Consider the following 13,682-nt stretch of genomic DNA (forward strand, 5'->3'; position numbering starts at 1 on the left):
CCCCTTCGAGGCTCGTACCTCGCACCTCAGGGGGCGGCACCTTCCGCTCCCTGAGGTGCGAGCGAGGAACGAGCGAGCCTCGAAGGGGGCACCGTCACCACGAGCGCGGCCGATCAGTAGCCCGTGAAGTGGTCGGTCCTGGTGCGGATGCGGTGGCGGCGCAGGTGCGCGGCGACGGGCGAGACCATCGCGGGCGGCCCGGAGACGAAGGCCCGCCGGCTGCCGGCGTCCGGCACGGCCTCGCGCACGACCTCGCCCGTCACGAACGCCTCGCGCACGTGGGTCCAGCCGTCGGGCAGGTCCGTCGGATCGTCCGGCGCCACGAGCACGACGCGCGTACCTGCGGCGACCAGCTCGTCCCGGTACGGCACCACGGAGGCGGACGGCACGCCGTAGACCAGCACCGCGTCGCGGTCGGGCTCGTGCCGCACCTGGCTGAGGAACGGCGTCACACCGATCCCGCCCGCGACCAGCAGCACCGGGCTGGCGCCGCGGGACCATACGAAGTCGCCGTTGACGCCCGTCGCGTGCACCTCGTCGCCGGGCTGGAGCGCCGCGAGCTCGCGCTTGAAGCTCGAGCAGTCCTCGGGCACGCGCACCGCGATGTCGACCGTGTCGGCGTCCGGCGTGGAGGCCACGGTGAAGACCCGGCGCACCCCGCGGACGTCGGCCGCGTGCGGCACCTGCAGCTCCAGGTACTGCCCCGCCCGCAGGCGCACCCGGCGCCGCGGCTCGAACCGGAACTCCCGCAGGTCGCCGCCCAGGTCGCGCGACTCGAGCAGCCGCAGGCGCACCCCGCCGCGCTGGCCGAGCAGGAACGCCACGAGGTTGATCGCGATGAGCGCGATCTCGTACGTGCTCTCGAACGGCCCGAGCACGATCGGCACGCTGAACAGCTCCGTGGTCCACAGCGGCCACGCGAACAGCACCGCCGCGATGACCGCGAGCACCAGCTGCTGCGCGCGCCGCGGGGCGAGCGTCAGCGGCTCGGTCAGCATGAAGGCCGCGAAGAACACGATCGGCGTCGAGTACGCGACGTACTCCAGCGCCTGACCGGTCTCGGGGTAGAAGGAGGAGACGCCCCAGTACGTCAGCACGGCCGCCGGTACCGCGAAGGTCACCGCCAGCGAGAAGCGCCCGGTCCGGTAGAGCACGACGAGCGCCCCGGCGAGCACGAACAGGGCCATCGACTCGTTCGCCGCCCACCACGTCGTGCTGGGCGGCGGGTTGTCGACACGGTCGCCGAGGAGCTCGCTGAGCAGGATCATCAAAACCGCGCCCGCCGCAGCGGGGTTGAACACGTGACGCGCACGCCACACGAGGACGTACTTCGAGGCCTGCGCGGCCACCGCGGTCAGTCCGAGCCACGCGAGCGTGCCGACGTCGAGGGTCGGCCAGTACAGGAACCACAGCAGCAGGGCCGTGATGACCGCCGACTCGGTGTGCGGTCGGCGGCGCACCGCCAGCCCGAGCAGGTGGTCGGCGACGACCGAGGTCACGACCAGCACGACCAGCGTCGCGAGGAGCCCCCGCAGCGTGAAGGTCGACGGGTCGAGGCGCGAGGTCGCGGTCAGCACGAAGGCGACCGCCGCGAGCGCGAGCAGCACGATCGTGACGATGCGGTACATCGTCACGCGGCCCAGCAGTGCGCGGATCATGAGAAGAGCTCTCCGGGGAAGTCGGGGGTCGAGTGCAGGCCCTCATCATCGATCCACGCGGCCTCCACGTCGAGCGCGGTGAGGCGTGCGGGCGGCGCGAAGAACAGCGCTGTCGCCGCACCGTCGGCCACGGCGGCCGACCGGGCGACGACCCAGCTCGCGACGACGCCGCGCGCGGGCCGACCGGTGCGGGCGTCGAGGACGTGGTGCAGGCCCTCGCCCCACGCGCGACGGTTGACCGCCGAGCCGCACAGCGCGAGGCCGGGCTCGAGCGTCACGACGCCGACCGCAAGCGTCGGGTCGCCGGGGTGCTCCATCGCGACCCGGATCGGCTCGGGGCCGTGGTGCGCGATGTCGCCGCCGGCGTCGACCGTGGGAGCGTGGCCGGCGTCGCGCAGGAAGGTCGCCACGCGGTCGACGAGCCAGCCCTTGCCCGCAGCGCCGACGTCGAGCACGGCACCGACCGGGACCTGCAGGGTCGAGCCGACGCGGCGGGCGGTCGACCAGGCGGGCGCCGGGACCGGCCCGCCGTGCGGCCTCAGCGAGTACGCGGCGTCGTAGCCGAGCATCTCGAGCCCACCACCGACGAGCGGGTTGACCGCGCCGTCGGTCGCGTCGTGCAGCGCGTCGTAGAGGTCGAGCAGCTCCTCCGCACCGGGCCCGAGGTCGACGGTCTCGCCGCCCCGGAGCCGCGCGATGCCGCCGTCCTCACGGAAGCGTGACCACGTGCGGTCGACCTCCGCGACGAGCGCGAGCGCCGCGGCGCGGTGCTCCGTCGACACCTCCGTGGTGGTGTCGACGGTCCAGGCTGTGCCGATCGCGTCGAACCGCCACGGGTCAGGCAGCGGCCTCATCCTTGATCTCGTCGATCGCCGCGTTGAAGCCGCCGCTGGTCAGCGAGGACCCGGAGACCTTCGAGACGTCGAGGTCGTTGATGCTCGTGCCGACGACCTCGTCGGCGATGCCGCCGGCGAACTTGGTCTGGAACTGCTCGGAGTTGCCGCCGTCGGCCTGGGGCGTGACGGTGACGGCGGTGATCGTGCCGTCGGCCTCGAGCGTCAGCTCGACCTCGACGCTCTGCGTGCCGCCGGGCGTCTGGTAGCTGCCCTCGGCGGTGTACTCGCCGGCCGTGTAGGTCGTGGGGTCGCTCGCGGCGGTGTCCTCGGTGGCGTCGCTCGAGCTGCCCGTGTCGCTGCCGGTGTCGGCCGAGTCGGACTCCGACCCACCGCCGCAGGCCGCGGTGAGCATGAGCACGGACGCGGCCGCGCTGGTCATCACCAGCTTCTTGGTCCGGGAAAGGGTCACGCGTCTCATCTCCTGTGGTCGGTGTGGTGGAAGCGTCAATCAGATCAACGGACGTGCACCGGGAACGGTTCCCGGGATGGGTGCCTCACAGCCGGGACACAGCCCGGGTTGCTGCATGAAACCCTGCCATGCCGTGCACTCCCCCGCCGGGCGGTGCGGCCGCCGAGCACAGGTACATGCCCGGCACGCCGAGCGAGTACGGGTCGTGGGAGAGGCGCGGGCGGGCCACGGTCTGCCACAGCGTCATCGCACCGCCCGTGACGTCGCCCCCGACGTAGTTCGCGTTGTGCCGCTCGAGGTCGGCCGTCGAGGTGACCGATCGTGCGACGACGCGGTCGCGGGTGCCCGGCGCGAAGCGCTCCAGCTGGTCGAGGATCGCCTCGGTCGCGTCGCCGGTGTAGCCGTGCGGCACGTGGGCGTACGCGAGCACGGGGTGGATCGAACCCTGCGAGCGCATGGAGTCGGCGACGTGCTGCTGGCAGACCATCACGAACGGGCGCTCGGGCATGCGGCCGGCGCACGCGGCGGAGTCGGCCGCGTGGATCTCCTCGAGCGTCCCGCCGACGTGCACCGTGCCGGCGAGGGCCGAGTCGGGGTGCTCCCAGGGGATGCCGCCGTCGACGGCGAGGTCGATCTTGAACAGGCCCGGGCCCGGCTTCCACCGGCGCAGAGCCGACGCGACCCGGCGCGGGAGCCGGTCGCCGAGCATCGCGAGCGGCTGGTCGACCGCGGTGTCGAACATGACGACGTCGGCATCGGGCAGCGCCGTGACCCGCTCCCCCGTGACGACGCGGCCGCCGGACTCGGTCAGCACCGCGGTGAGGGCCCGGGCGATCGCCGCGGACCCGCCCTCGGCGACGGGCCAGCCCTTCGCGTGCCCCATCAGGCCGAACATCAGGCCGACGGCGCCGGTCGCGAGCCGGGTGTGCGGGGCCATCGAGTGGGCCGTCAGCCCCGCGAACAGGGCCCGCGCCTCGTCGGTGCGGAAGCGGCGCGCGACGGTCTGCGACGGCAGGAGCCCGGTCGCCCCGAAGCGCGCCATGACGAAGGGGTGACGCGGCACGGCCACGAGCGGCGCGAGCGTGCCGTCGATGATCTCGTCGGCGCGCTCCACGAGCGGGGCGAAGGTGCGGCGCCACGCCTCGCCGTCCTCGCCGAGGGTCGCGGCCGTCGCGGCGAGGTCTCGGCGCAGGGCCGACCCGCGGCCGCCATCGAGCGGGTGGGCCGCCTCGACCTCGGCCCACCGCCACCTCAGGCCGTGACGCTCGAGGTCGAGCGAGGAGAAGAAGGGGGACGCCACGCCCGTGGGGTGCGCGGCGGAGCAGACGTCGTGGATCACGCCGGGCAGCGTCAGCTCGGCCGAGCGCATCCCGCCGCCCGGCTCGTCCTCCGCCTCGACGACGGTGACGTCGAGCCCGGCCCGCGCCAGCACGATCGCGGCGGCGAGCCCATTGGGCCCCGATCCGATCACGACGGCGGTGGTCATGCCGTCACGCTAGCGAGAACGTCCGCGGTCACCTAGCGTGACGATCGTGACCCCCGAGGCGTCGGACTGCGAGGACCTGCCCATCCCGACCCGGCTCGGCACGCTGCACGTGCGGCGGCGCGGGGACGGACCGCTCGTCGTGCTGTGGCCGAGCCTGCTGATGGACGGCACGTTGTGGGACGGCGTGACCGCGCAGCTCTCGCGGCGCTGGACGACGCTCGCGCTCGACCCGCCGGGGCACGGGCGCAGCGAGCCGCTGCGCCGCAGCTTCACGCTCGACGAGTGCGCGGGGGTGCTGCTGGACGTGCTCGACCACGCCGAGGTCGAGACGGCGCACGTCGTCGGCAACTCGTGGGGCGGGATGGTGGGCGCGACGTTCGCGGCGCGGCACGGCGACCGGCTGGGTGCCGCGGTGCTGATGAACGCGACGGGCTCGTCGGCCGGGCGGCTCCAGCGGCTCGAGTTCGCGGCGATGCTCGGGATGGGGCGGCTGCTCGGTGGTATCCGCCCGCCGCTGACTCGCTCGGTGCTGAAGGCGTTCCTCGGCCCGACGTCGTTGCGCGAGCGGCCCGAGGTCGTGCAGCACGTGCGCGAGGCCGCGCAGCGGGTCGACCTCGACTCGGTCGCGTGGGCCGTGCGCAGATCGACCGGCCCGTGCTGGTGGTCGCGGGCCGTGAGGACGCGACGTTCCCGGTCGCCGAGACGCAGGCGATGGCTGACGCGATCCCGGGCGCCGAGATGTGGGTCGTCGAGGACGGCGCCCACCTCGTCGCCCTGGAGCTCCCCGAGGTCGTCACTCCCCGCATCGCCGACTTCCTCGCCCGCCACGACTAACCGCCTCCCCCGCCGCGGGCGGTGAGTTAGTCGCCAATCCCCGCCGCGGGCGGTGAGCTAGTCGCCACATCGGACCCGGATGAGGCGACTCACTCACCGCCCGGGGGGGGTTGAAGGGCGACTAAGTCACCGCCCGGTGGTGGGGGCGAGGGCGCGGAGGCCGGCGTCGCGGCTGGCGAAGCGGGCGGCGAGCCGCATCGCGACGGGCTCGGGGGTGCGCCGCGCGACGGTGGCCGCGAGACGACCGCGCGGACCGTGCAGCACCCGGCCGGCGGTGCGGGAGGCGCGCAGCGCGGCCATGGCCCGCGGGCGACGCACCCGCTCGAACGCCGCGAACGTCGACGCGCCCCCGCCATGCTCCGCCCACAGCGCGGCGAGCACCACGGCGTCCTCGATCGCGAGACACCCGCCCTGACCGAGCCCGGGCTGCATCGCGTGCGCGGCGTCGCCGATCACCACGTGGCGGTCGTCGAACCACCGCCGCGGCGGGTCACGGTCGAGCATCTCGTGCTGCAGCACGCAGGACGGCGGGGTCGCCGCGATGAGCTCGGGCAACGGGTCGGGCCACAGCCCGGCGTCGGGCCGCCACACCTCGGCGGCGCCGGCACGCGTCGCGAACCAGTACGTGCGACCGCCGGTCATCGGCGCCACGCCCGCCTCGGCGGCATCGCCCCACACGACCCCGGCCATCGACGGATCGACGGCGATCGGCGCGACCCCGCGCCACGCGACGTAGCCGGCGGGCCGCTCGCGGATGCGCGGGTCGAGGTGTCGCGCGACCGCCGACCGGAAGCCGTCGGCACCCACCACCAGGTCGGCGTCCAGCGACGCAGGATCGGCGACCCCGGCGTCGAGGACGATCGGTCCAGCGTGCTCGGCGAGCACCGCCTGCAGCTCGCCTCGGTCGACGACCCGCGCGGGCTCACCCAGCGACCGCATCATCGCGACCGGATCGAGCCGCCGCACGAGGGAGCCGTCGGCGCGTCGGATGGTCGCGGAGGCCGCGGGCTCCCCCAGGTCGCGCACGACGTCGCCGAGGCCGATCGCGTCGAGGGCCGCCAGCGCGTTGGGCCAGATCGTCAGCCCAGCACCGCCACCGAGCGCGGGCCGCTCGTCGCGCACCTCCACCTCGAGGCCGCGGCGGCGCATCGCGGCGGCGAACGTGAGTCCGGCCAGCCCGGCACCGACCACGACGACGCGCTCCACGCCGCCACGCTAGCCGCCCCGCCCGCCAGATGTGTGCGCCGCGAGGGGTCCGCGGGCCGCGGACCGCCCCGGGAGCGTACACATCTGGTGGGGGTCGGGTTGACTGGGGCCGTGGCCACGCGACTCCTGCTCATCGCCGACACCCACCTGCCCAAGCGGGCGAAGGTGCTGCCGCCGCAGGTGTGGGAGGCGGTCGAGGCCGCCGACGTCGTGCTGCACGCCGGCGACTGGGTCGAGGTCGACCTGCTCGACGAGCTCGAGGAACGCGCCGACCGCTTGATCGGGGTCTACGGCAACAACGACCACGGCGTGCTGCGCGAGCGCCTCCCCGAGGTCGCCCGTGCCGAGATCGACGGCGTCCGGTTCGCGATGGTGCACGAGACGGGTGCCTCGCGCGGCCGGGAGGAACGGTGCGCCGCGGCGTACCCCGACGTCGACGTGCTGGTGTTCGGGCACAGCCACATCCCGTGGGACACGACCGCCGAGACCGGACTCCGGCTGCTCAACCCCGGCTCTCCGACCGACCGGCGTCGCCAGCCGCACTGCACCTACATGACGGCGACCGCCGACGCGGGCGAGCTGCGCGACGTCGAGCTGCACCGCCTCCCGCTGCGCTGAGGGTCAGGCGGTCGGGAACTCCGGACCGGTCCACGGCACGGTGCGGCCGTCGTCGAGGAGCGCGTGGGAGTCCATCGGCGTGTGCGGGGCCGACGCGGACCCACCCAGGACGGCCTCGGCGGAGTCGAGGAGCTTGGCGGCGGCCTTGTTGTGCTTCCAGCCGTCCATCAGCGCCTTGGGGGCGTCGTCGCGTCCGCCGACCGTGACCGTGATCGTCGCGCCCTCGCTACTCGGCGCGACCTCGACGAGGTGCAGCGTGCCCCAGGAGAGGGCGGTCTTGCCGCGCAGGAACACGAGCTGGCCGAGCTCGTTGTTGACGCCGCGCAGCTCGTAGGGCTTGGCCTGCGCGAGGCCGAGGACGGCGTCGAAGGCGGACTGCGGCGTGGCCTGGACGGCGCGCGACTGGGTCTTCGGTGCGTGCACGATGCTCCCCGTTGCTCGTGGATGATGTCGCGGCGAGTCTAGGCAGGGCGCGCGCGGCGGCGCGATGGGCAGCGCTCCCCACCGGTGGTTGCGGTACCCCTTTCGAGGCTCCTCGTTCCTCGTCGCACCTCAAGGGGCGGGGAACCGAACAGCCCGCTGGCTGAGGTGTGACCGAGCCCTGCGAGGGAGCCTCGAAGCCGCGTGCACGTGACCGCCGCTGGTGGCTTGGGACAAGCGCGCTGGGCCGAGGTACCCCCTTCGAGGCTCGCTCGTTCCTCGCTCGCACCTCAGGGGGCGCAAGACCGACCGCTCGCACCTCAAGGGGCGGATGGGGTCAGAGGATGCGGAGCTCGGTGATGGTCCAGGTTCCGCCGGACTTCTCGGCGGTCACCGAGAGCTGGGCGGCCGAGATGCTGGCCTGCTGGTCGCTCGCGCGCTGGCTGGTCTGGTCGAGGAAGACCAGCACGACCGCGGAGTCCTCGGTCATCTCCTTGACCGCGACCGACTGCACCGACGCCGTCAGCGTGAGCTGCTGGCCCGGCGCCTTCTCCTGCAGGTCGGCGAACAGCGTGTCGTACTCCGAGCGCGCGTCGCCGGCGAGCACCTGGTCGGCGGCCGCCGTCGTCGTGTCGGGGTCGGCCCAGTTGTAGGTGAGCACCTGCGTCAGGCCCTGGGTCACGAACGACTGCACCTCGGCCGTCAGCGACGCGTCGACGACCGCGAGGTTGTCGGCCGCTGGTGTGGAGCGCAGCTCGTTGGCCTGCCACAGGCCGTAGGCGCCGACGATCGCCAGCACCGCAGCCAGGACGTACGGCGTGAAGCGTGCGCGGACGACGGATCCGATCCGGGAGCGGATGCTGGTCATGACAGGCTCACCGCCACTTGCTTGATGTCCTCGATGAGCCACGTGCCGTCGACCTTCTTCATCTCGGCCGAGAAGCGGTTGCGCTTGAGCGTCGGCTCGCTGCCGGGCGCCGCGTCGTCGACGACCGTGATCTCCACGGCGGCGACCACCGTGGCTTCGTCTCCGTCGAGCCGCAGCACCGCCGCGTCGACGACCTCGCCGGTCGCGATCTTCTTCTGGTCCGCCAGCATCTGGCGCTGCATGTCGTCGGTCGCGGCGATCTGGTCGTGCTGCACGCCGGTCGTCACGTCCTCCCACTCGGTGAGGGCGGCGTCGACGTCGCGGTAGTCGAGCGAGTTGATCGTCTCGATCGCGCCGGTCGCGGCGATCAGCACGGAGTCGCGGGTCTCGGCCGCGGCGAGCTGGTCGTCGTTCGACGCCTGCCACCACAGCCACGAGCCCACGACCGCGAGCACGACCCCGAGGATCAGCGCGATCAGCGGAGCCGCAGCCCGACGGGCAGGCCGCTCGCTGCCGTCACCGTTCCCCGCCCCCGACGGGAGGGAGGTGTCGGGGGCGGGGGCGGCGTCGGACACGTCCGATGACGTGTCCTGCGAGTCGGACGCCGGCCGTGCGTCCTCCTCGGTCTCGGCCGCAGCAGCGATCTCCGCTGCGGTCTGGATCTGTGAGCGACTCACGGTGTGCCTCCCAGGAGGTCGGACAGGTCAGTGACATCGTGCAGCACGACGCCGGTCGGCGCGGGCATCGCAGCGGCGCCGGTGCTGAGCAGCTGGGCCGGCACGGCCAGCGGACCACGCACCCCCACACCGGTGGACGGGTCGACGGCGCAGCCGGCGTTCGTGTTGAACGCGTCGCCGTCGGTCGCGTCGGTGCCGGGCCGCACCGTGGTGCCGCCGTAGCCCGTGGTGCACGGGATCGGCCGGGTGAAGGAGGTCGACAGACCGAGGTTCAGCGACCCGCTGCCGGCCACGAGCCACCCGACGCTGACCGCGTCGGGCACGCGGATCAGCGCGTCCTCGACGCCGTTGGCGTTGACGCCGAAGACCTGCGCGGTCGAGACCAGGTTGCCCAGCAGCATCCCGAGCGGCTGACCGACGTCGCGGAACAGCGCGTTCAGCTCGACCATCGCCGCCGGCGACTGCGTGATGAGGGTGCGCAGCTCGGTGTCGTGCGTGCGGAGGGTCTCGGTGATGAGCGCGAGGTCGGCGCTGAAGCTCGTGATGTCGGCGCTCGAGGCGATCTGGGTGTCGAGCACCGTGCTGGAGCTCTCGATGAGGCGCGTCGTGTTGAGCAGGTTCGCCTGCGACGTCTGCGCCCACTCCAGCGAGGTGTCGAGCAGCACGCCGAAGTCCTCGCCGAGGCCGCGCGTGGCGCTGTAGGTCTCGTCGATGACGGTGCGCAGCGAGTCCTCCGGCACCGAGGCGATGAAGTCACGGCCCGATCGCAGGACGTCGTCGAACGCGGGCGGGAGCGAGCCCTGATCGCCGACGATCCGCTCGCCGCCGGCGAGGTACGGTCCGCCGGTCGAGTCGCTCGAGAGGTTCAGGTACTGCTCGCCGATCGCCGAGCGGTTCGCGACCTTCGCCTCCGCGTCCTCGGGGATGTCCGGGGCGCCCGACTCGATCTCGACCGTCGCGACCATGCCGTCGTCGGTGACGGTCAGCTTCGTCACGCTGCCGACCTGCACGCCCCGGTACGTGACCTCGCTGTTGACGAAGAGTCCGCCGGCGTCCGGCAGCTCGACCTGCAGCTCGTAGCTGCGCGAGAACGGGTCGAGGCCCACGTACTTCGCGGCCAGGTAGCTCGTGGCGACCAGCGCGATCACGATGAACGCGGCCAGCTTGCCGCGGATGGTGCTGGTGATCACGGCGTGTCCTCGTCGTCAGAGCCGCTCGGCGGCAGCGTCGTCGGCGGTGTGCTGGGGGGCAGCGTCGACGGCGGCGTCGGCAGGGTGGGCGGCGGGGTCGGCAACGTGGGCGGCGGCGTCGGCATGGTCGGCGTCGCGATGCCGGGCAGCGGCGAGCTGGTCGGCGGCAGCAGCGTCGGGGCGGGCATCGGCGCCGGCGTGCCGCCGCCTCCGGTGCAGATCGGGCACGGCTGGACGGGCTGCGCCCAGGTGCACCCGATCGCCGTGCAGTCGGTGGGCAGCGTGCGGAAGTTCGTCGTGACGAACACGTTGAGGTAGTCGCCCTTGATGGTCTGCAGCACCGAGTCCGGGAACGGGTAGGTCAGCAGGATCTCGAGCGCGTTCGGCAGGTCCTGACCCGATGCGGCGAGCTGGGTCAGGATCGGCTCGAGCAGCTTCAGGTCGGCGATGATGTCGGCCTGCGCCGCGTCGAGCGTCTCGACCGCGACCGACGAGAGGCTGTCGAGCGCCTCCAGCATCGCGACGAACTGGGGCCGCTGCTCCTCCATGACCGTCAGGCCCGGGGCGAGCCCGTCGAGCGCCGCGACGATCTTGTCCTTGTCGCCGTCGAGCGTGGTCGACAGCGCGGCGAGGTTGTCGAGCGTCGCGGCGATGTCGGTGCTGCGGGCGTCGACGGTCGTGACGAACCCCTCGAGCTGGGTCAGGAACGTGCGGATCTTCTGCGGGTCGCCGGAGGAGATCTCCTGGAGCTCGCGCGAGATGGTCTGGAACTCCTGGATGTCGCCGCCGTTGAGCACCATCGACAGCGCACCGAGCACCTGCTCGACCTGCGCGGCCCGGTCGGTGTCGTCCAGGCCCAGCCGGCTGCCGGACTCGATCTGTCGGTCGCTGGCGGTGCTGTCCTCGGGCCGCACCAGGGCGACGTACTTCTCACCGAGGAGCGAGGTCTGCTCGACGCGAGCGGTCGTGCCCACCGGGAGGTTGGTGTCGCTGTTGACGATCAGCTCGACCACGGCCGAGCGGCCGTCGTCGGCCAGCTCGATGCTCGCCACGCGGCCCACGGGCACGTTGTCGGCGCGCACCGACGACTGCGGGACGAGGTCGAGCACGTCGTCGAACTCGGCGGTCAGCGTGACGGGATCGGACCCGGTGTCGGCGCCGCCCGGCAGGGGCGTGTCGTAGACACCGCGGTCGGTCAGGCTGCAGCCGCCGACGAGCAGGGCCCCGGCGATCACGAGGCCGAGCCCCCACCGGCGCCAGTCGATGCGGATGCTCATGGGGTCACCTCCACGCCCGGGATGAGGAGCGGGGGCGCCGTGGGCGAGGTCTGGCCGCTCAGGCCGGACGGACTCCAGATCGTGGCCTCGTTGAGGTTGCCGCGACCGTCGAGCGTCCCGTACTGCTGGTTGTAGGCGCCGAGGAAGTTCTGCAGGACCAGCGGGATCGTGCGCACCGCCTCGTCGAGCGAGGCCTGCTGGTTGACGAGCGTCTGCGTCGGACCGATGAGGTTCTGCACGCTGGTCTGCAGGGTGCCCCGGTTGTCGCGGATGAAGTCGTCGAGCACGGCCATCGCGTCACCGAGGTTGGTGATCGCCGCGGCCAGGTCGGTGCGGTCGGCGGCCAGGTAGTCGGCGACCTCGGCGAACTGGGAGTTGGCCGACGAGACCGCCGCGTCGTTGGCGACGAGCATGTCCGAGAGGTCGGCGAGGTTGCCGATCGTCGCGAACAGGTCGTCGTCAACCCCCGAGAGGGTGGCGCTCGCCTCGCTGAAGTTGCTGATCGTGCGGTTGATGTCCAGGCCCGTGCCGTCGAGGTTCGCCGCGGCGACGTCGAGCAGGTCCGAGAGCGCGCCCTCGGCGTTGGCACCCTCCGGGCCGAGCTGGGTGCTGATGTCCTCCAGGCTCTGGTAGAGCTCGTCGACCTCGACCGGCACCGCGGTGTCGTTCTCGCGGATCGTCGAGCCGTCGGCCAGGGCCTTGCCCTCGGTGTAGGGCTTGGTGAGCTGCACGAAGCGGTCCGAGACGAGGGTGGGCGCGACGAGCACGGCGCGCGTGTCGGCCGCCACCTGCTGGCCGCGGTCGAGCCGGATGCCGACGCGCACGATCGGGCCGTCGGGCTCGACCGAGGTGACCTCGCCGACCGAGACGCCCAGGATCTGCACGTCCGACCCCGGGTAGAGGCCGACCGCGTCGCTGAACTCGACCGTCAGCTCGACCCGGTCGCGGTCGCTCCACCACTGGTAGCCGGTCCAGACGGCGGCCACCAGGAGCGCGGCGACCAGCACCTTGATCGAGGTCCTCATCGCGCTGGTCATGCTCCGCCTCCACTCACGGGCGCACAGTCCCGGATCACGTCGTTGGTCAGCTGCGGCTTGCCGTCCGGCCCGAACAGGCCACACAGGTAGGAGTCGATCCACCGACCGTTGCCGGTGGCCGAAGCCAGGACCCGGTAGTACGGGCCGAGCTTGGCCAGCGCCGAGTCGAGGTTGGCCTGGTTGTTCGTCAGGATCCGTGCGACCTCGTCGAGCTGCGCCAGGGCCGGCTGCAGGGTGTCGGTGTTGTCGGCGACGAGACCCTGCAGCTGCGTGCCGAGCGAGGCCGTGGCCTCCAGCAGCGCGGTGACCGTCTCGCGGCGCTCGGCCAGCTCGGTCAGCAGCAGGTTGCCGTCGGAGATCAGTGCCGCGAGCTCGTCGTTGCGGTTCGCGAACGTCTCCGTGACCTGGCTCGTCGACTCCAGCAGCGTGGCCAGCTCCTCGTCGCGTGTCGAGATCGTGCGCGAGAGGTCGGTGAGCCCCGCGACGGTCGCCTGGACCGACTCGGGGGTGTCGCGGAAGGCGTCGGCCAGGGCCGTGAAGCTGTCCTCGAGCTGGACGGTGTCGATCTCGCCGATGTTCTCCGAGAGGTCGGAGAAGGCGGCGGTCACGTCGTACGGAGTGGTGGTGCGTTCCAGTGGGATCGCCTGGTCGAGGTCGCCGCGCCCGCCCGGGTCGACCGCCAGGTACTTCTGGCCGAGCAGCGTCTTGACCTTGACGGCCGCGGTGGTCTGCGAGCCGAGCTTCACGTCCTTGGCGGTGAAGGTGACCACGACGACGTCGCCCTCCAGCTCGATGTCGGTGACGCTGCCGACCTTGACGCCGGAGACGCGCACCTCGGTGCCCTTCTTGAGCCCGCCGGCCTCGGCGAACTGGGCCTGGTACTCGCGCCCCTCACCGATCAGCGGCAGGCGGGCGGAGTTGAAGGTGCCGAAGAAGATCAGCCCCAGCGCGACGAGACCGATGACCGCGATCGTCACCTTGTTGCGCTCGTCGAACGACTTCCCGAACCTGCTCATGCGTGGGCCTCCCCCGCTGTTGTCGATCGACCGAGGTTTCGAGGCTCAGGCGCCAGAGCGCCTTCACACCTCAACCACCGGGGGCCACCA

Annotated in this window: 14 protein-coding genes and 1 pseudogene; 3 read left to right on the forward strand and 12 right to left on the reverse strand. The window is 72.6% G+C overall.

Annotation, left to right across the window (positions count from 1 at the left end):
• Positions 1–113: 113 nt before the first annotated feature.
• The 4 genes from ABD127_RS12295 to ABD127_RS12310 all read right to left on the reverse strand — a co-directional run bounded on the left by ABD127_RS12295 (position 114) and on the right by ABD127_RS12310 (position 4,449).
• Complete coding sequence (locus ABD127_RS12295) at positions 114–1,658, reverse strand: FAD-dependent oxidoreductase (protein ID WP_344201884.1); 1,545 nt, start codon at positions 1,656–1,658, stop codon at positions 114–116.
• Positions 1,655–2,512, reverse strand: a complete 858-nt coding sequence (locus ABD127_RS12300) for an FAD:protein FMN transferase (RefSeq protein ID WP_344201887.1) — start codon at positions 2,510–2,512, stop codon at positions 1,655–1,657. Before ABD127_RS12300 ends, ABD127_RS12295 begins: the two co-directional genes overlap by 4 nt.
• Positions 2,496–2,963, reverse strand: a complete 468-nt coding sequence (locus ABD127_RS12305) for an FMN-binding protein (protein ID WP_344201890.1) — start codon at positions 2,961–2,963, stop codon at positions 2,496–2,498. The genes ABD127_RS12300 and ABD127_RS12305 overlap by 17 nt, the downstream gene beginning before the upstream one ends.
• An 85-nt stretch (positions 2,964–3,048) precedes the next feature.
• The gene (locus ABD127_RS12310) at positions 3,049–4,449 is read right to left on the reverse strand and encodes a phytoene desaturase family protein (RefSeq protein ID WP_344201893.1); all 1,401 of its coding nucleotides are present in this window, start codon (positions 4,447–4,449) and stop codon (positions 3,049–3,051) included.
• 139 nt (positions 4,450–4,588) lie between these two features.
• Here ABD127_RS12310 and ABD127_RS19085 point away from each other — a divergent pair.
• A pseudogene (locus ABD127_RS19085) lies at positions 4,589–5,077 on the forward strand (alpha/beta fold hydrolase); the annotation flags it as partial.
• Positions 5,078–5,109: 32 nt separating this feature from the next.
• Positions 5,110–5,283 carry an alpha/beta fold hydrolase gene (locus ABD127_RS19090; protein ID WP_425545826.1) on the forward strand — a complete coding sequence of 58 codons (174 nt, stop codon included), beginning with the start codon at positions 5,110–5,112 and terminating at the stop codon, positions 5,281–5,283.
• A gap of 126 nt (positions 5,284–5,409) precedes the next feature.
• Here the strand turns inward: ABD127_RS19090 and ABD127_RS12320 are convergent, their stop codons facing one another.
• Complete coding sequence (locus tag ABD127_RS12320; protein ID WP_344201898.1) at positions 5,410–6,489, reverse strand: FAD-dependent monooxygenase; 1,080 nt, start codon at positions 6,487–6,489, stop codon at positions 5,410–5,412.
• A gap of 111 nt (positions 6,490–6,600) precedes the next feature.
• On the opposite strand from ABD127_RS12320, the gene ABD127_RS12325 reads away from it, so the two are divergent.
• Positions 6,601–7,107, forward strand: coding sequence for a metallophosphoesterase family protein (locus ABD127_RS12325; RefSeq protein WP_344201900.1), 507 nt, complete (start codon positions 6,601–6,603; stop codon positions 7,105–7,107).
• A gap of 3 nt (positions 7,108–7,110) precedes the next feature.
• Here the strand turns inward: ABD127_RS12325 and ABD127_RS12330 are convergent, their stop codons facing one another.
• The 7 genes from ABD127_RS12330 to ABD127_RS12360 form a co-directional block, all read right to left on the reverse strand.
• Positions 7,111–7,530: a hypothetical protein gene (locus ABD127_RS12330; RefSeq protein ID WP_344201903.1), complete on the reverse strand. Its 420-nt coding sequence runs from the start codon at positions 7,528–7,530 to the stop codon at positions 7,111–7,113.
• A 334-nt stretch (positions 7,531–7,864) separates the two neighbouring features.
• A complete protein-coding gene (locus tag ABD127_RS12335) occupies positions 7,865–8,395 on the reverse strand; it encodes a hypothetical protein (protein ID WP_344201906.1) in 531 nt (176 codons plus the stop codon).
• Positions 8,392–9,072: a hypothetical protein gene (locus tag ABD127_RS12340; protein WP_344201909.1), complete on the reverse strand. Its 681-nt coding sequence runs from the start codon at positions 9,070–9,072 to the stop codon at positions 8,392–8,394. Before ABD127_RS12340 ends, ABD127_RS12335 begins: the two co-directional genes overlap by 4 nt.
• Positions 9,069–10,262, reverse strand: a complete 1,194-nt coding sequence (locus tag ABD127_RS12345) for an MlaD family protein (protein ID WP_344201911.1) — start codon at positions 10,260–10,262, stop codon at positions 9,069–9,071. Before ABD127_RS12345 ends, ABD127_RS12340 begins: the two co-directional genes overlap by 4 nt.
• Positions 10,259–11,539 carry an MCE family protein gene (locus ABD127_RS12350; RefSeq protein WP_344201914.1) on the reverse strand — a complete coding sequence of 427 codons (1,281 nt, stop codon included), beginning with the start codon at positions 11,537–11,539 and terminating at the stop codon, positions 10,259–10,261. Before ABD127_RS12350 ends, ABD127_RS12345 begins: the two co-directional genes overlap by 4 nt.
• On the reverse strand, positions 11,536–12,576 hold the full coding sequence (locus ABD127_RS12355) for an MCE family protein (RefSeq protein ID WP_344201917.1): 1,041 nt from the start codon (positions 12,574–12,576) through the stop codon (positions 11,536–11,538). The genes ABD127_RS12350 and ABD127_RS12355 overlap by 4 nt, the downstream gene beginning before the upstream one ends.
• Entirely contained in the window at positions 12,573–13,592 is a 1,020-nt protein-coding gene (locus ABD127_RS12360) for an MCE family protein (protein WP_344201919.1), read from the reverse strand. The genes ABD127_RS12355 and ABD127_RS12360 overlap by 4 nt, the downstream gene beginning before the upstream one ends.
• Positions 13,593–13,682 lie beyond the last annotated feature (90 nt).

Origin of the sequence: Aeromicrobium alkaliterrae, from assembly GCF_039529015.1 — a bacterium.
Lineage (GTDB): Bacteria > Actinomycetota > Actinomycetes > Propionibacteriales > Nocardioidaceae > Aeromicrobium > Aeromicrobium alkaliterrae.

Bases quoted from the DNA above. Each gene is read 5' to 3' on its own strand.
- ABD127_RS12295 (WP_344201884.1), bottom strand. From the start codon at position 1,658: ATGATCCGCGCACTGCTGGGCCGCGTGACGATGTACCGCATCGTCACG.
- ABD127_RS12300 (WP_344201887.1), bottom strand. From the start codon at position 2,512: ATGAGGCCGCTGCCTGACCCGTGGCGGTTCGACGCGATCGGCACAGCC.
- ABD127_RS12310 (WP_344201893.1), bottom strand. From the start codon at position 4,449: ATGACCACCGCCGTCGTGATCGGATCGGGGCCCAATGGGCTCGCCGCC.
- ABD127_RS12335 (WP_344201906.1), bottom strand. From the start codon at position 8,395: ATGACCAGCATCCGCTCCCGGATCGGATCCGTCGTCCGCGCACGCTTC.
- ABD127_RS12350 (WP_344201914.1), bottom strand. From the start codon at position 11,539: ATGAGCATCCGCATCGACTGGCGCCGGTGGGGGCTCGGCCTCGTGATC.
- ABD127_RS12355 (WP_344201917.1), bottom strand. From the start codon at position 12,576: ATGACCAGCGCGATGAGGACCTCGATCAAGGTGCTGGTCGCCGCGCTC.
- ABD127_RS12360 (WP_344201919.1), bottom strand. From the start codon at position 13,592: ATGAGCAGGTTCGGGAAGTCGTTCGACGAGCGCAACAAGGTGACGATC.